This is a genomic window from Brooklawnia propionicigenes (genome assembly GCF_030297015.1).
In the GTDB taxonomy this organism is placed as follows: Bacteria; Actinomycetota; Actinomycetes; order Propionibacteriales; family Propionibacteriaceae; genus Brooklawnia; species Brooklawnia propionicigenes.
The window spans coordinates 2099347-2123673 of record NZ_AP028056.1 but is presented as its reverse complement, the minus strand read 5'-3'; the positions used below and the strand labels follow the sequence as shown (position 1 = coordinate 2123673).

The window sequence follows — 24327 nt, the reverse complement described above, 5'->3', positions numbered from 1 at the left end:
CTTCTGACATCTCACTCGTGAGAGCCAGACGAGGCACCTCCGCTGACCTCGAGTGAGTTGACTACGTGCGTGCGCAGTTGATCCACATAGGAGTCCAAGGCCATGACCGCGAGTTCGAGTACACCGCATTCTCGTTCCAACCACACGGCGGCGTTACCATGCGCGACTGCGATTTGGTCGAGGAACTGAGCGGCCAGCTGATTGTCGCCTAGCAGATGGTTGACAAGAGCGCGGTTTGCCAGGCTCAACGCCGGGTTACCCATCGGGAGTTGGGCGCCTCTCGCGAGCGGCCCGAGGGCCCGCACTGGCGAGACAGGAATTATGCAGAATCCCAGATTGTTCAAGGCGTCACCGTCCGCCGGATTCATGTATGCAAGCGCGGTGAACATCTCCTCCGCTGCTGCCTGGTTTCCCCTCCGAAGGTGAATCAGCGCCTGCTGGACGAAGTGCTTGGTGCTGAGGTCCGGGGCAGGCTGATTCCGGTGCGGGGTTTGACTGGCCAACTTATCGAGGGCAGCTGTCGCGACCACTTCTGCATCGACAACGCGCGCAGCCAACACTCGATCAGGGCACAGACCTGCACGCCTTCCTCTGGCGGTGTCCCACTCGAGGATCAGACTCTCAGTCGCCCACAGCTCGAGATGGGTAACGGTGAAACGATCCCAAATCCACTGAGCCTCCGGATCAGCCTGTGGTGGCGGCAGATTCACGAATACAGCCTTCTGGGGAACGCTCCAATTTAAGAAAGCCTTAATGTCAGAGGCCAGGAGACGAGTGAACCACTCCGTGACCTGCGCTTCGAACCACTGAGGATAGTCGGCGGTACTGCCCCGCCATGCGGCCTGGCAGCCATCCCGCAGTCCTCTCCAATCCATCAACAGGGCTGGCAGCTCAGCAGTCAGCAAAGACGCTATCGAGGCGGCGACGCGAGGAGCGGCGCCCACGCGCAGAACTCTCTCAACCGGCACTCCGCGCCTCGCCAGTTCAGCCCAAATCGCCAAAAACACATCATCGTCACTCATTCGCATGTCCGGCGGTGTCGAAACATGCTTGCTGGCTCGCAGCAGAAGAGTCGTTGTGCTGGCGTTCGGAATAGGCTCCCGCAACTCCCGCATGAAGATCTCGGTTGCGTCGAACGGCGTAAGTCCGGACGCCACCTCAAGCGGTCGCACGACTCCTGTCATGACGAGCCCATCAAGCACAGCGACGGACTCTGTGGGCCGATCCTCTCCATAGTCGACTAACAGCGCGCGGCACTCTTCGTTGCAGGTGCAGCCATCCCCAGCCAAGCGATAGAAGGGGCAACTCGGAGTCAACAACGGCAGGGTGCATGAGTCGCTGTAGGCCGCAAGAGCCCTTCCGATCAGCTGCTCACGCGCACTCCGCATGCATGTAGCCTAATCAGTCGGGATGTGGCCCGATAGTCAGGATGGTGACAGTGTCCTCGCCCGGGCCGTACTGCCAGAAGATCCGCCAAGCCCCCGACGTGTGGTTCTCGACATAGGATTCCCACACGTCTGATCCATCCACGCCCCGGATGGACTTGTACTTGTGAGAGTTGAGGCCCGGATGCCGAGGATTCTGCTCAATAAGCGCAAGAGTCCTGCGCACCTTCCTCAGCTTCACCGCATACTGAGGCGAAGTGAGCTCATTGAGAACCCTCGCGGCTTCTTTGGTGAATCTCAGCACCATCACCGTCAGTCTTCAGCGTCGTCGAGGTACTCCGCGAAGCTGCCCAAGTCGACAGTTTCCCCTGCAGCCGCCTCAGCCAAGCCGCGCGCCAGTGATTCGCGGAGCAGCTGGTCCTCCCACACGATCAGCTCGCGCCGTGGAATCGAGACCAAGGGTGTCAGCAAGATCTGGCCATCGTCGTTCACGGCAACCGCGTACCGGTCATCCTTGCGGACGCCGCTCTTCCCCATCGGCAAGCGACCGCGTTCGTCGGCGACGGCTTCGCCCACGTTCTTGAAATCCGCGATCATTCTAAGTCCCTTCCGCTGCTGGGGTCCGATCAGACATCAGCGATACTCGATCTTGTCACCCCATGGGGGCAATACCCACGATACACACGAGTGGGGCAATGACACAACTGGACCGTGCATCTCGTCTCGTATCAAATCGGGACGCGCGGGCAGTCCCAAGCGCTCGCCAACCCCGGAACTCAGACCGCCTGACCGATCCTGACCTCGTTGCCCCAGGGGTCATACGTCGTGATGCGGTTGCCGTCGTCGCGGATCTCGTGCCCGGCGAATCGAAGCCGCTCGGCGATCCGATCCAGCTCTTCACGCGTGGGGACTGCGATGTCGAGCGAACCGAGACCCAGAGTCTTCGACCGCACACCAGCACCGCGGGAGTTCCACGTGTTCAAACCGATGTGATGGTGGTAGCCGCCCGCCGACACGAACAGCGCCCCGCGTCCCATCCGTGCCGTCTGGTCGAAACCGAGCGTGCCGACATAGAAGCGGTGGGCGGTCTCGATGTCACCGATCTGCAGGTGGGCGTGACCCAGTCGTCCGACCAGGCGCGACAGCCCAGAGGACGATTCTGCAGCGTTGCGGTCAAGATGGCTTGCGACGAAGCGGTTCGGGTCCAGCGGCAGTGAGTCCATGGCCACCTGGTCTCCGGTCCACCGCCACTGCTCGCGAGGACGGTCCACGTACAACTCGAGCCCGTTGCCCTCGGGATCGGTGAAGTAGAAGGCCTCGCTGACCAGGTGATCGGCCGAGCCGATAAATGTCTGCGGGTACCGGGAGGCCATGCTGTGCAGGCTGGCCGCAAGATCGCTGCGGGTATCGAAGAGAACCGCAGTGTGATACAGCCCAGCCGAGTTGGATGGCGCCGGACGCAACTCGGGGGCGTGCACCAGCTCGAGCACCGCCCGATCTCCCAGCCCGAGCACAATGCGCCCGCTCCCCTCGGACAGCGGAACGAGTCCCACCCCATCGGTGTAGTAGGCGAGCAGGCCCGGCAGATGACGGACGCGCAAGCTCAGCATGTCCATGTGGGTGGCCGGATCCAGCCGCTCGGTTGGTGCGTTCATAGCTCGTCCACTCCTAAGTAGTTGAATACTCAACCACTTTGTGGAGACGACTATTCCCTTCAGTAGCGACCGCGGGCCGTCCGGAGAATGCGCACGCCTCGCTGACAGTCCGTGGCGCACACGTGTGGGCAGGGATCGGGGACATGGAGGCGCTCTCCTGGCCCGCGACGCGTCACAAATGTGAGGCGCCCGCGATGGGAATTCCGGCCCCGGCCAAGAAGGGCACACTGCCCAGCATCAGAAAGCCGACCAGGGACGCGATCTCGTCCGCGCTGCCGAATCTGCCCTGCGGAATACGCGCCAGCAACTCCCCCGCGGTCTTGGGATCGTCCAGATATGACTCCGTCATCCGGCTCCTGAAGTAGCCGGGACAGACCGCATTCACCGTGATGCGCTCGTCTGCCCAATCCAGCGCGAGACTCTGCGCGATGCTCAGCGATGCGGCCTTGGACGCGTTGTAGTCCGCGAAGTTCTTCTCTGGACGCAGCGCATTCACCGATGAGTTCACCACAATCGCACCGGGCCGATTCAGTACCTGGAACGCGGCCTGACAAGTGGCCAGTATGCCGATGACATTGGTGGCCAGCACGTCCGCAAAACAGTCCAGATCCAACTCTTGCGCCGGTAGTGCCTGGCCGTCGCCGCCCGCATTGGCGAATACCGCATCAAGTCCGTCCATTTGTTCGCAGGCCGCATAGACACCCTGCTTCGCAGCCCGGGTATCGGAAACGTCGCAGACCAGACTGAACTCTGCGAGCCCTGCCCGGATGGCCTCCGCAACCCGGCCTTCATCACGTCCGGTCACTGTCACCGTGGCACCAGCGGAAGTCAATGCCTTGGCCACGTATGCTCCGATTCCCGACGTACCGCCAGTTATCAGATACTTGCGCCCCTGATGATCACACATGACTCGGCTTCACCACCATCTTCACTCCTGGCAGTGTTGTTCGGCCAGCCAGAAAGTCCCTGGCCACAGCGAAATCCATGATCTCGGTCACGACACCCCGATACGTCTCGGGCGCTTCGGCCAAGGCCGCCAGGCTGCGATCCAGATGGACTGCCTCAAATCCGATCGAGCCCACCAGGCTCCAGCCGTGTTCCACCAGCTCGCGCACCGGTAGCTGAAGCTCCGATTCGCCCAGCGCAATCGCGATCACCGTGCCGCCGTTGGTTAAGCCTGCAAATGCGTCGTCCACCGACCTCACATATCCGGCCGCGTCAATGACTGCGTCCACCCTGGATCCGGAAGAATGCTGAACGGCGTCTACCGACAGCTGCCGAACCAATCCGACGCGTTCGGGCACAACTTCCACGATTTCCACCTCCACGCCTGCGAACCGCTGGGCCACACGCAGCGCGGCCAACACGCCGATGGGTCCACCACCGAGTATCCGCACCGTTCCCGCAGTCGCGGGTAAGTGATCGAGAGTACTGTCGACAACAGCGAGAGGCTCCGCCAAGACTGCGACTTCGGACTGCAATCTGTCTGGGATCCGGTGTAGCGTCCAACTGGGCACAACAACGTATTCGGCGTAGCCGCCGGGTGCTGATTCGCCCATCCACGTGAGACTCTCCGCACAGCCCGCGCGCACCCCTTCGGCACAGCGCACATTGTTCGCACGGACGCCGAGAATCGATGACCACACGTTCGCCGATGCGGATCGCGGGGTCCACAGATTCCTCGACCACTCCCACCGCCTCATGCCCAAGAATCGCCGGCCAATACTCGATCCAATCGCCTGAGGCGATGGCGTGCCGATCAGATCCACAGATCCCGCAGTACTCGACCCGTACCAGCACCTCGCCCGCTTCTGGCCTTCGAACCTCCGCTGTGCCGAGCGAGAGCTTCAGATCGCGACCCAGCAGGATCGCTCGCATCTGGCCCATGGCCACGGATGTCATGGGTGGCTGTCCTCCATCACTTCGGACATAATCTCGCGTAACAGCGTGCGGGCGCCGGGCTCGAAGAGGGTGTCCGAATTCCGCGGCCGGGGCAGATCGACCAGATGCTCGGCGACCATTCTTCCCGGTTTGGAAGCCATCACGAGCACCCGATCAGACAGCAGTACTGCCTCGTCAATGTCATGGGTAATGAAGACCACCGTCAGTCGGTGTTTCTCCCACACCGAGATGAGGAGTTCCTGCATGGATCTGCGGGTAAGCGCGTCGAGCGCCCCGAACGGCTCGTCCATCAGGAGCATGCCCGGGTGGTAGGCGAGTGAGCGAGCGATCGCGACTCGCTGTTGCATGCCCCCAGAGAGCTGTGCTGGACGATGGGTCTCGAAGTCTTCCAGCCCGACCCTGGCCAGCGCCTCGCGAGCCACCGCGGCACGCTCCGGTTTCGTCATCGGCTCGTCGAGCAGCCCGAACTCCACGTTCTCCAGAACCGTCTTCCACGGCAGCAGCGTGTAATTCTGAAAGACCACTCCCCGGTCGCGTCCAGGTCCGTCGATCTCGGTCCCATCGACCAGGACTCGTCCAGAGGTCTGCTCGCGCAGCCCGGCCAGCACGGCGAGCAATGTGCTCTTCCCGCAACCAGACGGGCCGACGATCGATACGAACTCGTTGTCTGCCGCACAGATCGAAACACGCTCCAAGGCGGTGAGACCACCGAACTGCATGGTGATATCGACAGCCTGGCTCTACAAGATCCCGCACTCCGGTGGACAGACGAGCGGCAATGCTGACATCGCTGTCGTGCAGATCGGTTCAGACTACGAATCCTTCCCGCTGAGCACCAACCAGTGGGTCGGCTGCAACGGAGCCGTCAACACTGCGAGCTACAGACTGCAAGCGCAATGGAGCACGTTGTCATTCGCATTTGCGTTGCAGTCACACACGCCGCCCGATCTTGTCGTGGAATGGACCGTGATCGCAGACGGCGCGACGATCTACTCAGGTACAGCCAAGCCTGGGGATCCCTTCGAACGCTTAGAACTCGATGTCTTCGGCGTGCGAGACCTTCAATTCACGGCACGAACCGACAGCATCTGCGGCACGGCCGACAAAGGCTACGCCGCCCTCGTCCAAGGCTACGTAGCCGCCCGCTGAGCACGCTGCGACAAGGTGTCTACGGACAGGCGAGCATGAAACGCGCCCGCTAGAGGGCTGTGTCTTCGCAAATGTCGGACCCGACGATCGGGCCGGATGCGCGCCTGGGCACAGCTTCCCCAGCCGGCAACCTATGCTTGGCTCCATGGCCGGAGCAGTCGGTGCCGCCACGGGGGCCTACCGCGCGCTCGACACCGCTGCCCTCAGACTTCTTCGAGCCAACAACATGCCCGTGATCGTGGCCACCTGCGGCCGCCACCTTGTCGATCGGCGGATCATCGCGTATCCCGAGTTCGTGACCTTGGTTGCCGACGATCTCAGCGAGCTACGAGACGAAGGCATCGCCCTGCCGCGCACTGCCCAGGAGTACATCGCTGACTGGATCCGGGACGGAATCCTCATCCGCCGCGCAACCGCAGCCCGGGACGAGAGCATTGAGCTGTCTCCCACCGCCGCCGACGCCATCGCCTTCCTCGACGCGATCGATCGTCCGGTGGCAACAGTGACATCGTCGCGGCTCGCCAACGTCTCCGATCTCTTGGCTTCGCTGGCCCGCGACACCGATCCCGATCCGTCAACTCGAATCGCAGCCCTGCAAGCCGAGCGCGATCGCCTCGATGCTGAGATCGCTCGGGTTGAGTCCGAAGGATCAGTGCCCGCCGATGACGCCGCGGCGAGCGAACGCCTGGCTGAGATTCTGCGCCTGGCCGAGGCCGTACCCAGGGACTTCGCCAAAGTGGCCGACTCCTTCGAGCGACTCAACCAGGGTCTACGGGAGCAGATCATCAACCACGAAGGACAACGCGGGGAGGTGCTCGACGAGATCTTCGCCGGAGTTGATCTGATCGAGAGTTCCGACGCTGGACGCACCTTCGACGCCTTCTACCGTCTGCTGCTTGACCCCGAACTCGTCGAACGATTCGACGCATCCGTGGATGCCGTGCTGGATCGCGATTTCGCGGCCGACCTCCCGCTGGCCGGGATCGCCTTCTTGCGGCAGTACCTCACCACGCTGCAAAGCGAGAGCGCACAAGTGCGCGGCACGCTGACCGACCTGTCCCGCAGCCTGCGACGGTTCGTCGAGACCCAGGAGTACCGCGAGCAGCAAAGACTGGCGACGGCAATCAACACCTGCGAGCAGGCCCTCATGGGGTTGCTCCACAGCCTGCCCACAACCCACAAGATCGGCGTGGGATTGGACCTGACATCAATGAGGTTCTCGTCCATCGGGTCGTGGGCGCTGCACAACCCCGCGGACGTCCGCACCGCGGAGACGGTCGACGAGCACGACACCCAGCCGCTCAATCTGGAGAATCTGCGCGAGATGGTGCGTCTCACCGAGATCGATTTCGGCGAACTGCACGGCAATGTGGCCGCGGTGGTGGACGAACGAGCGACCGCCACCGTTGGCGAGGTGCTGGAGCGCTTTCCCGCGTCGCAGGGCCTGGCATCGATCGTGGGGCTGCTCGTCCTGGCAGTCGAGTACGCAATCCGGGTGCCCGGCTCAGAGGTTTGGACGTGGCAGTCCCGATCAGGCAGATCGAAAAATGTCAGTGGCCCGCGATATCTCTTTAGTACTGTTCCTGCCGATTGGACGAAGAGATGACGCTGCAGCCTGCGCCCCGCCGCGCAGAAGACACCGGCGACGGAGATCTCGAGATCGCCGTCGAACCGATCGACATTGCCGATCCGAGCCCGCTCCCTCCGGGCGTGCGCCGCGTCCTCATCTACATGATGCAGGGTCCGTACCTTCGCGCCGACGCCAACGCCCGGCTGTGGGAGCAGCTGAAGGCGCAAGAACCACTCGTCCGCTCCCGGCTCGCAGATGTCTATCTTGACTTGGTGGTCGACGACGAGGCGGGAGTCGCCTTCGTCCGCCATCTCGATGTTGAAGGGGCCGTCAAGGCGATCCGCACCCAGCCGCTGACACTGATCGAGACCGCGCTGGTGCTGTATCTTCGCCGAACGCTGCTGAAACGCGACAGCGGTGCGGTGCGGGTTTTCGTGGGCCGCGACGAGATCGAAGATCAACTGCGTAGCTATCGCGCCGCCGACATCAGCGACAAGCGCGGATTCGACCGCCGCATTGAAGCGGCAGTCAACAAGATGAAGAAGTACTCGGTGCTGCTGTCGGTGAGCGGGGACGATGACCGGTGGGAGATCTCACCTGTGCTCGCCCTGGTCGTCGGCGCGGACGAGGTAGCCGCCATCACCGACGAGTTGCAGCGACTGCTGCACGATCAAAGAGCTCAAGGAGATCAAACGTGATCGGCCAGCAACGCCTCTGCAAGGTGCAGTTGGTGAACTGGGGGACGTTCCAGGGGGCGAGGCAATTCGATGTGCCGCGCGCGGGCCTGTTGTTGACCGGTCCGTCCGGGTCGGGCAAGTCGTCATTGTTGGACGCGATGGCAGCCATTCTCGTCAAGCCTGCGCGGGCACGGTTCAATGCGGCCGCACAAGGCACCGATACCGGCGACCGGGATCGCAACCTGCTGACCTATGTCCGCGGCGCCTACAAGCGTCAGACTGACGAGCAGACCGGCGAAATCCAGACCGCATATCTTCGCATCGGTGCCACTTGGAGCGGTATTGCGCTCACGTTCGGTGATGGCCAGCAGCAGCGCGTCACCTTGGTCCGGCTCTTCCATATCGCCAGGGCGACAAACGATGCCAAGGACCTGAAATCGGTCTTCATGCTCGCAGACGGCGATGTTGAGTTGCTGGCGCTCGCGCCTTACGTGGAAAACGGCCTCGAGGTGCGCCGCCTCAAGCGCGAATTCCCAAGTCACGATGTGTACAGCGGCGACGCGTACGCGTCATTCGCGAACAAATTCCGGCGGCGCCTGGGCATCACCTCGGAGCAGGCGCAGCTCCTGCTGCACAAGACCCAGTCGGCGAAGAACTTGACCAGCCTTGATTCTCTCTTTCGGGAGTTCATGCTAGATGAGCCGAGGTCATTCGAGCTTGCGGACGAGACTGTCGTGCAGTTCACCGAGCTTTCCACCGCACACAGCGCGGTGGTTGACGCCCGTCGTCAGGTGGAAGCGCTGACCCCCCTGCGGATCTCGGATCAGGAGTTGACAAGGCTCAACGCCCAGCTCACCCACCTGTCGAACCTCGAAGACCAGGTGGGCACCTGGGTGCGCGATAAGCGGCTGGCCGAATACCGCGGGCAAGAACACCGGCTCCAGCAAGAACTGAGATCGACGGCGGCGGAGTTGTCGTCCGCCGAGCAGGCCAAGCTGGCCGCCGACACTGCACTGCGGGATGCCGAGCGGGCCCTGGACGGGGCGGGCGGAGCCGAGGGCGAACAGCTGCTCGAGCTTCGCGCGGTCCAAATCGCTGTTCTCGGCCAGCGCCGGGCGGAGCGCTCCAGATTGTCCGACCTGGCGGCAGGCGAACGGCTCGGCCTTCCCACCAGCGAAATCGACACAGAGCGCTTCGCGCGCGAGGCGGCGGCACGCGAGGCCGAAGTGAGCGCGCAACTCCGGCAACGCAAGACGTCGACCCACGACAGGCACGCCCGGCGCAGCCAGGCAAGCCAACGCAGAGCCGCATTAGTTGATGCGCTCAAGGGGCTCCGACAACACCATTCGAACCTGGACCGGATGCTGCTGAACGTGCGTTCCCTGCTGGCCGAGCGACTGCAGGTAGATGAGTCCCGGCTGCCTTTCGTTGGTGAACTGCTGGAAGTCCGCGCGGCCGAGCGGGCCTGGAGTGGGGCGATCGAGCGGGTGCTCGGGTCGTTCGCCCGCACGCTGGTCGTCCCGGATGCGCACTACCGTGCTGCCGCCGAGATCATCGACGAAGAGAACCTGCACACTCGCCTGGTTTACGAACGGGTGTTTCCAGGGCAGCCTGCCAGCGGGAACGTTCCCGACGACCCGCGCTCGCTCGTCCACAAACTGGCACTGGCCGATGGCCCGTTCAACGGCTGGCTGTGGGAGCGGCTGTGCAACCGTTACGACTACGCCTGTGTCGACCACCCCGACGGATTTGCCGGGGTTCGGCGGGCGGTCACCATCAACGGCCAGATGAAGCACAGCGAATACCGCCATGAGAAGGACGATCGGTCTCGGCTGAACGATCGTGCGAACTGGGTCCTGGGCTTCACCACTGAGGCGAAGGAGGCCGAGTTGGAGGCCCGGTTGAGGCAAGCCGAGGACGAACTGCGCGCCGCGGAGGCCGAGTTGCAGGCAGACGATGACCAGAACGAGGCTCTGCGGCAACGCCAACGCGTGCTGGACGAACTGCAGAGGTGCTCGTGGGCTGCCATCGATGTCGCGGCGGCCCAGCAGAAGGTGACCGAGTTGGACGCGCGGCTGGCGCAGCTTCACCAGGCCCAGCCCGACCTGGCCAGACTGGAATCGGTGCGAGCCCAGCTGCAACAGCGCGCCGATCGCGCCGAACAGATCCGGCAGCAACTCGCGCTGCGCAGCGCACAGGTCGACCACAGGCTCGCCGAACTCGGCGAGCTCATCGCGAGCCTCGCCGATCAGATCGCCCAAGCTGCGCCTGTCCCCGCCGAAGTCGCCGCGGATCTTGAGGAACTGGCGGCCGACACCAGCGTCGGTGCCGACGAACTCAGGCTGCGCCGCGAACTCGGTCAGCAGCACAAGAAACTGGACGATGCCGTTCGAAAGACACAGCAGTCGGCGGTGCGCGCGATGAGTCACTATCGCCAGAACTGGCCGGTGCCCTCAGCCGACTGGGGCGACGACACCGAGTACCTCGCGGACTATCTCGCCCGATTGCGTTCGTTGGAGGACGACGGACTGCCCGCCTTCGAGAATCGCTTCTTCGATCTCCTGCAGCGACAGGCACGCAACAACATCAGCCAGCTGGCGCTTGTCATCAAGGGGGCCCGTCGGGATGTGCGGATACGGGTTGACGAGGTCAACAGGTCGCTGCTGATGACCGAGTTCGCGCCGGCGTCGTACTTGCAGATCGAAGTGCGGGATCGCACCCTTCCCCAAGTGGAGGAGTTCCTGGCGAACCTGGCCAAGATCACTTCGGGTTCGCTGGCCGGCACGCTTGAGGATCAGGACGATCGTGAAGCAGCGGAGCGCCGCTTCGAGTTGATGCAGGCGTTGCTGGACCGGCTGCGCTCGGCCGATCCTGCCGACAAGAACTGGCGGCGGCTCTGCCTCGACACCCGCCAGCACGTCTCGTTCCAGGCTCGGGTGCAAGATGCCGAGCGCAACGCGCTCGATCACTACACCGGGTCGGGTGGACGATCGGGCGGCGAACGGCAGCGACTGGTCACCTTCTGCCTTGCTGCTGCGCTGCGTTTCCAATTGGCACCGGCAGATCAGGAGCGGCCGGAGTACGCCCTGGTGGTCATCGACGAGGCATTCGACAAGGCGGATCACAACTTCACCAAGGCCGGGCTCGAAGTGTTCCGCCAATTCGGCTTCCAGTTGTTGCTGGCCACTCCCTTGAAGATGTTGCAGACCATTGAGGACTATGTCGGGGGTGTGGTGATGGTGAGCAATGAGGCCGGGAACAGCTCGCAGCTGCACCAGCTCATCTTCGACAACGACGATGTGGACGACAACCCTGGCACCACGGTGCAGGATCGGCTGCTGTGAGAACGCTTGCCGATGCCCGGGAATGGGCGGAGGGCCAGTGGCAGCGCAACTGGAAGCGGTGGCTGACAGCAACAGAAACGGACGCGAAATCGTGGCCGCTTCACCCGCCCAGCCAAGCTCAGTTCGCGGCCGATCCCGAGGCAGTTGCTCGCTGGGCGAGGTCGTGGCGCGACATTCGGGTCGCGGGAGTCGAGGTGGAGTGGGTCGAGCGACAGTGGCCTGCCTATGGCCGCCAACTGCTCCCGCAGCGGCTCATCGCCTCGCCGGAGGCCATCGCCGGGCTAGCGGGGCATGCGTCCGAGTGGCGGCGGGCCAACGCGAACGTTGCCCGGCTGCGCGAGCAATGGCCGGGCCTTGACCTCAGCGCGGCGACCCGACTGGCAGCACGGGCACTGAGCCGTCTTGATGACCATCAGACCGAACAGCTGATTGCAGTGCTGGCCTGGCTGATTGAACACCCGGGGTCGGATTTGTGGGAGCGCGAGCTGCCGGTGCCAGGGATCGACACGAAATGGTGGGAGCAGCACCGGTCGTTGGTGGAACCATTCGCGCTTGCACTCACCGGCCAGCAGGACGCCGCCGCGCCGCCGAACGATCCGGTGTTCGGGGTGCGGGTGCTCGATCCTGGCTTGTCGGATGGCCCGCAGCAGTTCACTGCCGGGGTGGCCGGCCTGAACGCTGCGAGGCTGGTCCCCCGCGTGGTGCTGATGAGCGAGAATCAGGTGCCCGTCTTGAGACTTCCGGCGCTGCCTGGGGTTGTGGGCATCCACAGCATGGGATTCGCTGCCGTCAACCTGGCCAAGGTGGCCTGGATCAGGGATGCGCCCCAGCTGTATTGGGGCGATCTCGACAGCTATGGCTTCCGCATTCTGGGTCAGCTGCGGCAGGTATTGCCGAACGTCCGGTCTGTGCTGATGGACGCAAGGACCCTGCACCGTCACGCTGAGCTGATCATTGCTGAGCCTCATCCATATCGCGGTGAGATCGGTTACCTGAGTGCCGCAGAACGGAGTGTCGTCGCCGAGATTCGTCGTGGCGACCTTCGTCTGGAGCAAGAACGCATCGACAAGGCATACGCGCATGCCGAGCTGACAGCCGCCGTAGCGACGATCATCCGCCTCGCCGAGGACCGCGGCTGACGGCATGGCCACAAACACGAATCCCGGGACGGCAGCCTGGGCTCGCGTGCCTCATCTTCTTCACTGTGGGCCCTCGGCCCGGCCGGCCACGCTCAGCAACCGCCGAAACCGGCATTCTGGGCGCCAACTGAAGAAGATCTGTCACGCCCGCGCCAAGTACCGCGGCTGACGGCATGGCAAAGGCGGCCTGCGGGCCACTGCCCACAGACCGCCCACGACGCCATCAGACGAATTCGTCTGGGTCCTTGCCGACACGCTGGCCGGTGTCGAGGCTCGCGATGCGCTCGAACTCCTCACCGGTGAGCTCGAAGTCGAACACGTCGATGTTCTGGCGAATCCGCTCCTCGTGCACCGACTTCGGAATCACGACCAAGCCGTTCTGCAGATGCCAGCGGATCATCACCTGCGCGGCAGTCTTGCCGTGGGCCTCCCCGATCTCGGTCAGCAACGAGTCGTGCAACAACGTGTTCGGCTTGGACGCAGGCCCCCAACCCGCACGGTCACTGCCCCCGAGCGGGCTCCACGACTGGGTCACGATACCGTGATCATCATCGAATGCCCTTGTCAGGTACTGCGGAAGATGGGGATGCAGCTCGATCTGATTGATCGCCGGGGCGATCGTCCCGTGATCCAGCAGAGTCTGCAGATGGTGCGGCTTGTTATTCGCCACGCCGATCGCGCGAGCACGCCCGGACTTCGCGATCACCTCGAACGCGCGCCACGTCTCGAGGAAACGCTCAGTGTTCCCCAGCGGCCAGTGAATCAGGTACAGATCGATGTAGTCGAGGCCGAGACGCTCCAGACTCGCATCGAAAGCCGCCAGCGTCGAGTCGTAGCCCTGATCGGCGTTCCACAGTTTGGTGGTGACGAAGATCTCGTCGCGCGGTACGGACGATTCCCGCAGACCCTTGCCCACCGCCGCCTCGTTACCGTAGATGCGCGCGGTATCGATGTGCCGGTAGCCGGCCTCGTCGATCGCGAAACGCACCGCACGCTCTGTGTCCTCGTCACTGGCCTGCCACACGCCAAGACCCAGCTGCGGAATCCGGACCCCATTGTTGAAGGTGACAAGCGGCACCGGCGCCGGCGACCCGGTGCCCGTCGTCACCTCCGGCACTTCATCGAAACGCAACGACCTACGTGTGCCGGCGCGCGCAAGAGCACCATCAGCCATATCTGACCTCCTTGCCAGGTCCCCGGACCGATGCCCCGGGATCACGTCCTCCACGGTAGCCGCGCTGCGCAGAAGACACAGCGGAGTCCTAGGGTGCGCTGCCGGTTTTCCGGCTCTTCACAATCGAGGGTGTAGTGCCCAACAACGGCGCGCGACGAGTCGGCGGGGACACCGTTGTGTCGTGCTGGCGCACTTCCGATGCGAAGGCACCAGTGCGACGTATCCTTACGCCGACGGCACGCCTAGTAAACTTTAAGCACCTATCTTTAAGTCAGGGCGCGACCGAAGAAAGGATACGGCGGATGGCCACATGGGAGGGTGTGCACTGGGAATCCAGGATCGAATCAGGAGCACCCAAGTCCGAGCAACGATCGGGTCTGTACCGCCGCTATGTCCCGGATCTTCTCGATGGTGTTGGTTTGACCGTTGATGGAGAGCTGTCACGTCGCGTGATGAAGGTTGAGAGGAACCTTCTAACGCTCAATGGGCCAGGGGCCGAAGGATTGGCTGGAATCGCCCGGTTCTTGTTGCGGTCAGAGGCGATTGCCAGTTCACAGATCGAAGGCATTGCGCCTTCGACCCAGCAAGTAGCCCTGGCCGAACTTGGCCAGTCGGAATCCGTGCGCGGAGTCAGCGAGCAGGCGAGGCTGGTCGCCAACAACATGACCGTCGTGCGGGAGGCAACAACGGCGCTTGTCGAAGCCGAGTCGGTGAGCGTTGATGACATTGTCGGTCTTCATCGCTCGCTGCTGCCCGATGAGCTGCAGCATCACGGGTTGCGCACGGTCCAGAATTGGATCGGTACGTCGAGTTCGACGCCGGTCGGCGCCGCGTTCGTGCCGCCCGACCCAGGACGGGTACCGGAGCTCATGCACGACCTGGTCGACTACCTCAACGGAGCTGCCCATGCGCCGTTGATTCAGGCAGCGATGGTTCACGCACAGTTCGAGACCATTCATCCCTTCACCGATGGCAACGGCCGCGTCGGACGCGCACTCATCCACACTGTGCTCGCACGACGCGGCCTCACCGACCGTGCCGTGCTGCCCGTCAGCCTGGTCCTGGCGACGCTGCGCGATCGCTATCTCGACGGGCTGACCTCCTTCCGGCATGCACGCCCAGCGACCAGCACCGAAGCGAGCGAGGCGATCGGCATCTGGCTGGCCACGTTCATTGACGCCGCCGCCATAGCCGTCGAGCAATCCAAGACGCTCGCAGCGGGCATCCAGGAACTGCGAGAGTCCTGGACACAACGCCTTACCGAGCATCGAGCCTCGGTCGGCCTGCGACCCTCACCGCGGGCCGATTCGGCTGTTGCACGGTTGCTCAACCACCTGCCCGAGGCACCAGTAGTCACGACGACAACGCTGACAAAGATCCTCGGAGTGTCGGCGCCCGCCGCCGGATCGGCGCTGGACGAACTGACGCGGGCGGGAATCCTCACTGGAAAGGCCATCGAGCGCGGCGCGAAAGCGTACCTGGCGCGCGAGGTTCTCGATCTCGTCACCGTGTCGGAGCGCGCCTTGGCCAGCACACAGTTCGACACCCGGATTTCGCCACCCAACCGTGATGTGCCGGCGGCACCTCAAGACTGACTCAACGAGGACGACCCCGATCATGGAGAGCCATGAGTCGCGTTCCGCGACCCTCCAGGTGCTCGGGCCTCGAGCCGGCTACCCCGTCTCGCGTGCCTCATCTTCTTGAGTGTGGGCCCTCAGCCCACCCGGCCACGCTCAGCGACTGCCGAAACCCGCATTTTGGGGGCCAACTGAAGAAGATCTGTCACGCTCGCGCCCAGTGCCGGGCCTGCGAGCGTCGTCGCTCGAAGGCTCATTCTGCAAAGACAAGGGCTTCTGCACAGATCGAGCCCTCGCTACGACGGGCCAGCTCCCAAGACCGCTGACCTGCCGAATGTTCTCGTAGACTGCGGCCTGCTGCCGAATGTCGATGACAAGGGGCGTTTGGACGACGCCTGCCAGGCTACGGCATGCTGGAGGGAACACAGCCGTGCAGGGCGGTGGCGGCGCTGACGAGCCTGATATGAGAAGGATGGGCATCCACGTGACCTTGAGTTTCCGGCGCGCCGAGGCGGGCGCGATCCCCGCTGCGCAGCAGGTCTACCGGCGGATCATCGACTACTCGGGTGAAACGGTGGATTTCTCCCGCTGGCACGCCGAGAACCATCCGACGCCCCAAGAGGTGGCCGACTGGGTGGAGGCCGGCAACCTCTACCTGGCCGCGGATGCCGATGGGGGCATCGTCGGCGCGGTGATGCTGGATCATGAGGCGCCCGGTGGATACGAAAAGCCCGACTGGGCGATCGAGGCCGGCCCAGACGAAGTGCTGATCGTCCATGTGCTCGGGGTCTCGCCCGACCACCGAGGCAAGGGCGTCGCCAGATTCCTGCTGGCCGGCGTGATCGAGGTGGCCCGTCAGCTGGGTTGCCGCGCGATCCGGCTGGACACCTACGTTGGCAACACCCCTGCTCGCGCGCTGTACGCGCGCTACGGCTTCACCGATCTGGGTCGCCACACGTTGCACTACGAGGGCATCGAGGTGACCGAGTTTCACCTGTTCGAGTACGTGCTGTGAGGCCAGAGCGGGAGCGTTCAACACACGTCTGCGTGCGCTGGTAGGCCTAGCCAGACCATCAAACCGCGGACCGGCGTCCGGCCCAATCATTCCCCCGCCTCACCGGCCTCCTGCGTCCGCCCACCTGATTTGCGCAGCGTCTCGGCCCTTTCCATGTCCTTCTCGTACTTACGCGCCCGCTTGTCGCTGGCCTTGGTGTCACGGACGGGAAGCTGAAGGTCCCTCTCGGCGGGCATTCCGGCCTGGAGTTCACGAACACGCTCCAACTCGGCATCGACTTCGGCCCCGAACAGCAATATCGCGTTGACGATGTAGAGCCACAACAGCAGGACGATAACCCCCGCCAGCGCACCATAGGTGGCGTTGTACTTGCCGAAGTTCGACACGTAGAAGAAGAACCCGGCCGTGGCCAGCACTGTGACGACGATGACAACGAGCGCGCCCACGCTGATCCAACGGAACTTGGGCTGCTTTACATTCGGCGTCGCGTAATAGAGCAGCGCGATGACGAAGACCACGATGAATGCCAAGATGAACCATTTGGCGATGTCCCACGCTGCGACGGCGAACGATCCGATTCCCAGAGCGGTGCCGACGGCTTGGGCGATGGGGCCCGAGATCACGAGTGCCACCAACGACACCGCGCCCAGAGCCAAGATGATGGCCGTCAGCAGGTACATCTGAGCGTTGAGCTTGATCGCGCTTCGTCCCTCGTCCACGCCATAGATGACGTTCATCGCGCGACCCACGGCCTTCACATATCCCGATGCAGACCACATCGCGATCAGCAAGCCGACGATCAGCCCGACGCCGGGAGCAGGAGCGGTCAGCACCGCGTCCAGCACGGGTTGCACGGATGCCCAGGTGTCAGCAGGTACTGCCCCCTTGAGCTGATCGAGGACGTCGGTCAGCGCCTGACCGCTCTGGCCCAACAGGCTCAGGATCGACACCAGGGCGATGAGGCCGGGGAACATCGACATGATCGTCCGATAGGTCAGGCCGGCGGCAAGATCTGTGCACCCGTCCGCGGAGAACTCACGCACGCTCGCTCGCATGACGTACACCCATGAGGGCTTGGTGATCTGAGTAGGCGAATCGGGCTTCCTGCTGTCATCGGCTGCGGGCTTCCCACTGTCATCGGCTGCGGGCTTCCCACTGTCATCGGCTGCCGGTTTCCCACTGTCATCGGCTGCGGGCTTCCTACTGTCATCGGCTTCAGGAACATCGCTCCCGTCGCTGTCGTCGCGCCGACGGAAAGGGAATTTCATGATGGTACCTTTCGAGTTCTATCTCACATTCACTGACACGCAACGCGAGGACGAGGTCGCCCAGTTCCGGACGATGAGCCGCCCGAAATGACACCCGCGATCAGCCTCTAGTCACCCGGCCATTCACCGGTTGCCCGCTGGAACAATCTCGCGCCACCGCGATCCACGAGGGCCTTGACGCCCGCGTAGATAGCGCCCTGCACAGCGGCGGCCACCAGCACCTGTCCCAATCCGAATTCGGATTTCAGAGCCTTTGGGGCACCGTCCGAATGGGAGACCTTTTCCCATACCTTCTTGAAGACAATCCCGGCAATGACGCCACTCAGAATGCTGCTGGCTAGGCCGATCGGCCGGTACAGCATCTTCGCGGATTTGCTGCCTTTTTCCTTCTTGGTCATCATGATCTCTCCTCGTGGTCACTGACCTCGACTCGGCGGCTAACCGCGCGCACCACACACAGCGAGTCGCCAAAGGCCCTACACTCCGAGCGTACCTGTCGCGATATCACTTTCAGCCCAGCTCAACACCGAGTCGAACAACCCATCCCGCTACATCAGGAATTTGAATCGGAATTCCACCCTTTCGGGTGTAGTCTTCTCCCGCTTTGATGAGATAGATTTCCGAACGCGGTGGGGGCACGGCACGGCTTTCCACACGTACCGCCCCTCAAGCGGACGAACTACCCCGCCCATGGCGAGCACTCGCGGCCCCGGGCCTACGCGTCCACCAAGAACCGCTCAGTCAATCCAGACGATGATCCCCGTGGTGCCGGTCAGCACTGCTGTCGTCCCGGCCGTGATCGCACGACCCACCCGTTCGGGCGTGAACGAGTCCGGATCGTACGCCGAGGCCATGGGGAGTCCCTCACCGCGAAACGATGCTCCCTCCCAGCAGACCGCCGTGACGTTGTGGGTTGGCTCCGCCACCTCAGCACCGATGATGAGGAAGTCCTGATCGAGATGACTTGCCGTGATCAGCGCGAGCGCATCGATGACACCGTTGCCCGCGCTCACGATCAGATCCGGACCCAGGTCGATGGCTCGGGATATGTCGTCGATCGGATCCCCGGTAGCCTGCACGGTACGCAGATCGACACGCTCGTCCTTGGCCCACTCCTGCACCCCGGCAGTCAGAACTCGCGTCTGGTCGTCGGCGCCGCCGGACACCAACACCACGCGGTAGCCGGCCGATGGACGCACGTCGCTCCACGAACCCGGCGACGGCGTGACCGTGGTTTCCGGGCCCGGTGTGCCCTCCGGAAGAAAACCCGCACCAGGCTCACCCACGGCCGACGGCGAGGCATGCGGCCGCTGCCATGGATCCGAACACCCCGTTGCGAGCATGGCAACCATCAACAGAACCAGTGATGCGATGGCGATCCGCAGACGACGAGACAAGTCTGAGTCCTTTCCGGCAAGCGCACGGGAACGACTGGCGAACCCATCGGCATGCTAACCAACCGCCGACGGGATCGCTCCGCCAGAGGCCCGTTTACACGGCGATGTCTCCCAGAGTTCAGGCCGGGTTAACTCGGCATCAACGCGACGCACACCTGCCGATCATGGGCCCGGCGCATTGTCGACAGGGCACCTGCAGCCCCGTCTGCTGATGACCCCAGAACAACCCGCCCACCGACCAATGAGGAGAACCACCATGCCCCGTCCCCGCGAACGCCGAGTCGAACGCTGCGCGCTCATCGCGCCGCTGCTCGTGCTGCTGGCGGCCATCCTGGCGTCTCTCACTGCGCAGCCGGCGGTCGCCCACGGCTTTTCCTCCGTCGTCTACGCCAATCTGACATCGGACGAAACCGGCCGCATCACCGCAGAACTGCAACTCGAATACGACCTGCTGGTGGTTTCGGCGGCCGACATGCAGCAGGTGGACCAGCTGTTCCGAGACGGCACCGCAGCCTTCGAACGAGCGGACACCTCCGCCCAGGCGAAGGCGCTGCAGGACCACACGGACGCAGTGGAGAGCTATGTCACCGAGCGCTTCACCATCGCCACCGCGTCCGGGCAGTCCTGCCGGTCGAGCGCCGGCAGGGATGTGACGATGACGGTGCAGCAGGGCGTGCCCTACGCGGTGGTGACGCTTGACTACACCTGCGCATCCGACGCGAGCGCCCACGAGGTCACCGCCACGCTGTTTCCGGACGACGAGGGCTACGTGCGCGACACCGAGACGATCGTCACCTACGAACTCGACGGCCAGTCCGGCAGCGCGGCGCTCAGTGCACAGCAGCCCTTGTTCAGCACCGAACAGAGCGCCGGGCAGCGATTCGTCCAATTCTTCACGCTGGGCGCGGAGCATCTGCTCACCGGTATCGACCACATCTTGTTCCTGCTCGCCTTGATCGCCGGTTCGAGACGGCTGCGCGAAGTCATCCTGGCGGCGTCGGCGTTCACGCTGGCCCACTCGGTGACCTTCATTCTGGCCGCCACCGGTGTGGTCAAGGTGCCGGACGCCGTCGTCGAGCCCGTCATCGCGCTCTCGATCAGCTTGGTCGCCGCCTGGTACCTGTGGTTGATCTGGCAGCGTCGCGCCCACGCGAACGAGTTGGACAGGTCAGCCGGCCCGATTGGTATCGACCGAGCCGGATGGTTGCGCCTCGGCGTCGTCTTCTGTTTCGGGCTCATCCACGGCCTGGGATTCGCCGGAGCGCTCGGCATCGACGAGCCGTGGTCGTGGACCCTGCTGTGGTCGCTACTCGTATTCAACCTCGGCATCGAGGCGGTGCAGGTCGGCATCATCGTGATGATCTTCCCCCTGCTCGCGCTGTTGCGCCGCCGCGCCCCGCAGGCCGCCCTGTGGGTGACCGGCGGGCTCGCCGCCCTTGTCGCCATCACAGGTCTGTACTGGTTCGTGGAACGTGTAGTTGCGGGGTAAACAACAGGCCAACGAGAGTTTCCTTCTTGGACACGAAGAGTCCGGCCGACACTCACTGTGAATTCACATCGGATTGACAGTCTGCAGAGGCATCGGCCCAAGGGACCGTGCGTTACTCACAGCCCTGCACGAACACAGGAAAGAAGAACGATGTCCCCGTCTGCTTCACGCGCGACCTCTCAACAAGGCGCCAAAAGACACCTGATCGCCTGGCTCTCAGCAGCCACGCTCGGACTCACATTCGCCTCCAGCTCGCTCCTCACGGCACCGGCCATGGCCGAAGAAGTGTCAACCGCCCCCACTGCCATCGTCCTCGGGGTCGGCGCCAACGAATCACAGCGCATCCTCTCGTGGTACACCAGCGAAGACACCAGCCAGCTGGTGCAACTCGCCCCCTCCGCATCGGTTATCAACGGTCAGTTCCCTGGAAATGCCACGAGCTTCGCAGCTTCCGGCAATGCGAACACCACCACGGAAAGCGCCGGCACCCACAACCGTCACGCCGTCATCACCGGCCTTCAGGAGAACGTCGAGTACACCTACCGGGTGGGCTCGGACAACAACTGGTCACCGGCCTACACCTTCAGGACGCAGAGCTTCGAGGGTGACTACGACTTCTTGTTCTTCGGGGACCCGCAGATCGGATCCTCCGGCGACGAGGTGGCCGACGGCCTGGGTTGGTCCGAGACCCTCGACTACGCCCTGAGCGTCAACCCCGATGCCGAGTTGCTGGTCTCCGGCGGCGACCAGGTCGAGAAGGCCAACATCGAGACCCAGTGGGACCAGTTCCTGGCCAATGACAACCTGCGTCAGTACCCATGGGCGGCCACCATCGGTAACCACGATGTGGGTGGCCGGGCCTACGACCAGCACTTCTACACCCCCAACACCGATCGCGCACCCAAGTACTATAAGGACGCCGACAAGACCGCGACCACCTCGGGCGGCGACTACTGGTACATCTACAAGGATGTGCTGTTCATCGACCTCAACAGCAACAGCTACGCGAGCTCGGCTGCCGGAAGTGGCGGCGACGAGGCACATCTCGGCTTCGTGACCGACGTCATCAACAACCACGGCTACCAGGCCAAGCACACGGTGCTCGTCTACCACCACGCGATCTACTCGCCGGCCGACCACGCCAACGACACCGACAACGCGATTCGCCGCGTCGACTTCCCGACGGCATTCTCGGAGCTGGGCGTGGACCTCGTCCTGCAGGGACATGACCACAGCTACTCGCGCAGCTACGAGATCAAGAACGGCGAGAAGGCCAACCCGGACGAGCAGGCCGGCGACGCTGACATCTTCACCGGTGTCGGCGGCGTGATCTACGTGACGGGCAACTCGGCCTCGGGGTCGAAGTACTACGGCCTCACCGAGCCGGACTCCAGCAAGAACGGTGGCGACTTCGGCGCAGATCCGACCGCAACCCCCGACTCCAACGGCCACACTCGCCACTGGGCGAACTCGGTCGAGAATCAAGAGAACGTACGCACCTACGTTAAGGTCGCGGTGAAGGGTGACTCCCTGACGGTGCAGAACATTCGCGCCAGCGCGACCGGTGACGTCAACCCGGCCTTTGACCGTGGCAACGTGAAGTGGCAGGGCACGGTCTCGCAGAATGGCCAGTCACAGACCCTTGCCAAGGGCACCATCGTCGACGAGTTCACCGTCTACCCGAACAACGGCGAAGGCAGCCAGACCATCCAGGTCAGCGTCAACGAAACCCCCGGCGAGTTCGGCTGGACGATCAACGGCACCAACCGCCTGGTCGACCTGGGGACTGCTGAGGACCACAACGCCGAGTACTACCTGGCCAGCGGCCAGATCAACCCGATCACCGTCACCGACACCCGGCGCCCGAAGTCGCCGTGGTCGCTTTCCAGCAAGGTGGGCGATTTCACCGACGGTGACAAGAGCTTCAGCGGAAAGTACCTCGGCTGGGCTCCCAACGTGCAGGAAGCCGGTGCCGGGGCAACCGCCGGTAACGCCGTCGCCTCCGGCTATGACAGCGGCTCGGGGCTTTCGTCCTCCCGCGTTCTCGGAGCGGCCGCTCAGGGCCACGACATCGGCCAGGCAGTTCTGGGCGCCGACCTGAATCTGAAGATTCCGGGCACGGTCTCGTCCGGCAGCTACCGCACCACCTTGACGATCACCTCGTTGGCTCAGTGAACAACACTCGCCGAACTACTTGCATGATCATCATCTGACCGGACGACAGACCAGGGCGGTCGGCGCGCACATCGGCCGGCCGTCCTGGTCCGTTCCGGTGGAATCGAGCGGATCGGGCGGATCGAGCAGTCCCCCGAACCAAGGAACCATCGCTCGTCCGCACCACAACTCACTACTTCGCACTGACTACCAGATATCGCAACACGCTGAGGACCTTCCATGAGCGCTCATACCCGTCATCTTGTCCGCATCCGCCCCCACCTCCAGACTCACCGGCCCCCCGCCCACGCGATCGTCACCGCCCTCATAGCCGTGCTGGCCGCCGTCGTGGGCATTGGTCTGGCCATCCCCACGCAGGCATTTGCCGACGGCGAGGTGACGTGGACGGTGCGCACCGGCGACAACGGATTCGGGGCGCAGCGCAGCAGCTACAGCTACAGCATCAATCCGGGAAACGAACTGAGTGATTCCATCGTCATCACCAACCGCGGCAGCGAATCGCTCGAACTCGGCATCTACGCCGCCGACGGCTACACCAATGAAGACGGCCAGCTCGATCTCAACGAGGCCGGCGCGACACCGACAGGCGTCGGCGCCTGGGTGCACGGCGAGGGCGATCATCTGAGCATCGATCCGGGTTCCTCGGTCGAGTACGCATTCACCGTGAGCGTGCCGGACAACGCCACCCCGGGCGACTACGTCGGCGGCATCCTCACCTCGCTCACGTCGTCGTCGGACGCGAGCCAGGTCAACACCGACAGGCGCCTCGGCATCAAGATGGCGTTGCGCGTCAGCGGAGATCTCGCCCCCGGCATTGCCGTCGAGAATGCGCAGCTGGACTGGGCGGGCAGCATGAATCCGTTCGCCGGCGGCGACGCCACGCTCAGCTACACCATCCGCAACACCGGAAACACCGTCATTGCGGCCCTCCACGGCACCGACGTGTCCGGCCCGTTCGGCCTCTTCTCCTCCGAAGTGGAGGCTGAGGACGATCTCCCGCAGCTGTTGCCCGGGGAGACCTGGGACGTCACCACGGTCGTCCACGTCGCTCCTCTGGTGTGGTTGACCGGCACCGCCACCGTCATTCCGCTGGCACTCGACGCCGCGGGGACCACGTCACAGTTCGACCCCGTCTATGCGAAGGCCGGCACGCTAGCCATCTCGTGGATGCTGCTGCTTACTCTCGCGGCAGTCGGAGCGCTCGTGTGGCTAGGTATTCGTCTTCGCCGGGAATCGGCCGCGCGTCGCCAGGAACGCGAGGACGCACGCGTGCAGGAGGCCGTCCAGCAGGCACTCAACACGAACGCTGCCGACGCTTCGAAGAACGGCCAGTCCGACCCCGCCAATCCAGAGCCGAATCCTCGCGTCTGAGACCAGTGGTTGCGACTCCGCGGCGTCCAACACTCGCGGC

Annotated in this window: 21 protein-coding genes and 1 pseudogene; 10 read left to right on the top strand and 12 right to left on the bottom strand. The window is 63.7% G+C overall.

Going from position 1 to position 24327, the window contains the following annotated elements:
* Positions 1-11 precede the first annotated feature (11 nt).
* The 8 genes and pseudogenes from QUE25_RS09650 to QUE25_RS09620 form a co-directional block, all read right to left on the bottom strand.
* Complete coding sequence (locus QUE25_RS09650) at positions 12-1202, bottom strand: tetratricopeptide repeat protein (RefSeq protein WP_286264443.1); 1191 nt, start codon at positions 1200-1202, stop codon at positions 12-14.
* Positions 1203-1401: 199 nt separating this feature from the next.
* On the bottom strand, positions 1402-1692 hold the full coding sequence (locus QUE25_RS09645; RefSeq protein WP_286264441.1) for a type II toxin-antitoxin system RelE family toxin: 291 nt from the start codon (positions 1690-1692) through the stop codon (positions 1402-1404).
* A 5-nt stretch (positions 1693-1697) separates the two neighbouring features.
* Positions 1698-1982, bottom strand: coding sequence for a hypothetical protein (locus QUE25_RS09640; protein WP_286264439.1), 285 nt, complete (start codon positions 1980-1982; stop codon positions 1698-1700).
* 179 nt (positions 1983-2161) lie between these two features.
* Positions 2162-3040: a VOC family protein gene (locus QUE25_RS09635; RefSeq protein ID WP_286264438.1), complete on the bottom strand. Its 879-nt coding sequence runs from the start codon at positions 3038-3040 to the stop codon at positions 2162-2164.
* A gap of 172 nt (positions 3041-3212) precedes the next feature.
* Positions 3213-3947, bottom strand: coding sequence for an SDR family NAD(P)-dependent oxidoreductase (locus QUE25_RS09630; protein ID WP_286264436.1), 735 nt, complete (start codon positions 3945-3947; stop codon positions 3213-3215).
* Positions 3940-4407 (bottom strand): zinc-binding dehydrogenase, encoded by a 468-nt coding sequence (locus QUE25_RS09625; protein WP_286264434.1) that lies wholly within the window; start codon positions 4405-4407, stop codon positions 3940-3942. The genes QUE25_RS09630 and QUE25_RS09625 overlap by 8 nt, the downstream gene beginning before the upstream one ends.
* Positions 4408-4615: 208 nt before the next feature.
* Positions 4616-4918, bottom strand: a pseudogene (locus QUE25_RS14870) (alcohol dehydrogenase catalytic domain-containing protein); the annotation flags it as partial.
* A 20-nt stretch (positions 4919-4938) separates the two neighbouring features.
* Positions 4939-5661, bottom strand: a complete 723-nt coding sequence (locus tag QUE25_RS09620) for an ABC transporter ATP-binding protein (RefSeq protein WP_286264433.1) — start codon at positions 5659-5661, stop codon at positions 4939-4941.
* Between QUE25_RS09620 and QUE25_RS09615 the strand changes: the two genes are divergently transcribed.
* The 5 genes from QUE25_RS09615 to QUE25_RS09595 all read left to right on the top strand — a co-directional run bounded on the left by QUE25_RS09615 (position 5561) and on the right by QUE25_RS09595 (position 12821).
* Positions 5561-6091, top strand: coding sequence for a hypothetical protein (locus tag QUE25_RS09615; RefSeq protein ID WP_286268601.1), 531 nt, complete (start codon positions 5561-5563; stop codon positions 6089-6091). The genes QUE25_RS09620 and QUE25_RS09615 overlap by 101 nt on opposite strands.
* A 145-nt stretch (positions 6092-6236) precedes the next feature.
* The gene (locus QUE25_RS09610; RefSeq protein ID WP_286264431.1) at positions 6237-7697 is read left to right on the top strand and encodes a DUF3375 domain-containing protein; all 1461 of its coding nucleotides are present in this window, start codon (positions 6237-6239) and stop codon (positions 7695-7697) included.
* The gene (locus QUE25_RS09605; RefSeq protein WP_286264429.1) at positions 7694-8359 is read left to right on the top strand and encodes a DUF4194 domain-containing protein; all 666 of its coding nucleotides are present in this window, start codon (positions 7694-7696) and stop codon (positions 8357-8359) included. Before QUE25_RS09610 ends, QUE25_RS09605 begins: the two co-directional genes overlap by 4 nt.
* Entirely contained in the window at positions 8356-11682 is a 3327-nt protein-coding gene (locus tag QUE25_RS09600; protein ID WP_286264428.1) for an ATP-binding protein, read from the top strand. Before QUE25_RS09605 ends, QUE25_RS09600 begins: the two co-directional genes overlap by 4 nt.
* Positions 11679-12821, top strand: a complete 1143-nt coding sequence (locus tag QUE25_RS09595; protein WP_286264426.1) for a DUF3322 domain-containing protein — start codon at positions 11679-11681, stop codon at positions 12819-12821. Before QUE25_RS09600 ends, QUE25_RS09595 begins: the two co-directional genes overlap by 4 nt.
* Positions 12822-13044: 223 nt before the next feature.
* Here QUE25_RS09595 and QUE25_RS09590 read toward each other — a convergent pair whose 3' ends face one another.
* Positions 13045-13995 (bottom strand): aldo/keto reductase, encoded by a 951-nt coding sequence (locus tag QUE25_RS09590; protein ID WP_286264424.1) that lies wholly within the window; start codon positions 13993-13995, stop codon positions 13045-13047.
* A gap of 134 nt (positions 13996-14129) precedes the next feature.
* Here QUE25_RS09590 and QUE25_RS14865 point away from each other — a divergent pair, with 134 nt between their 5' ends.
* Both QUE25_RS14865 and QUE25_RS09580 read left to right on the top strand, forming a co-directional pair.
* Positions 14130-15590, top strand: a complete 1461-nt coding sequence (locus QUE25_RS14865) for a Fic family protein (RefSeq protein ID WP_425332705.1) — start codon at positions 14130-14132, stop codon at positions 15588-15590.
* A 466-nt stretch (positions 15591-16056) separates the two neighbouring features.
* Positions 16057-16587, top strand: a complete 531-nt coding sequence (locus QUE25_RS09580; RefSeq protein ID WP_286264422.1) for a GNAT family N-acetyltransferase — start codon at positions 16057-16059, stop codon at positions 16585-16587.
* Between the two features lie 86 nt (positions 16588-16673).
* Here the strand turns inward: QUE25_RS09580 and QUE25_RS09575 are convergent, their stop codons facing one another.
* The 3 genes from QUE25_RS09575 to QUE25_RS09565 all read right to left on the bottom strand — a co-directional run bounded on the left by QUE25_RS09575 (position 16674) and on the right by QUE25_RS09565 (position 19252).
* Positions 16674-17642, bottom strand: a complete 969-nt coding sequence (locus QUE25_RS09575) for a YihY/virulence factor BrkB family protein (protein ID WP_286264420.1) — start codon at positions 17640-17642, stop codon at positions 16674-16676.
* Between the two features lie 320 nt (positions 17643-17962).
* Positions 17963-18256, bottom strand: coding sequence for a DUF4235 domain-containing protein (locus tag QUE25_RS09570; RefSeq protein ID WP_286264418.1), 294 nt, complete (start codon positions 18254-18256; stop codon positions 17963-17965).
* Between the two features lie 336 nt (positions 18257-18592).
* Positions 18593-19252: a type 1 periplasmic-binding domain-containing protein gene (locus QUE25_RS09565; RefSeq protein WP_286264416.1), complete on the bottom strand. Its 660-nt coding sequence runs from the start codon at positions 19250-19252 to the stop codon at positions 18593-18595.
* Positions 19253-19508: 256 nt separating this feature from the next.
* Between QUE25_RS09565 and QUE25_RS09560 the strand changes: the two genes are divergently transcribed.
* The 3 genes from QUE25_RS09560 to QUE25_RS09550 all read left to right on the top strand — a co-directional run bounded on the left by QUE25_RS09560 (position 19509) and on the right by QUE25_RS09550 (position 24287).
* A complete protein-coding gene (locus QUE25_RS09560; RefSeq protein ID WP_286264414.1) occupies positions 19509-20741 on the top strand; it encodes a HupE/UreJ family protein in 1233 nt (410 codons plus the stop codon).
* Between the two features lie 273 nt (positions 20742-21014).
* A complete protein-coding gene (locus QUE25_RS09555) occupies positions 21015-22916 on the top strand; it encodes a purple acid phosphatase family protein (protein ID WP_286264412.1) in 1902 nt (633 codons plus the stop codon).
* Positions 22917-23135: 219 nt separating this feature from the next.
* A complete protein-coding gene (locus tag QUE25_RS09550; protein ID WP_286264410.1) occupies positions 23136-24287 on the top strand; it encodes a COG1361 family protein in 1152 nt (383 codons plus the stop codon).
* Positions 24288-24327: the final 40 nt, after the last annotated feature.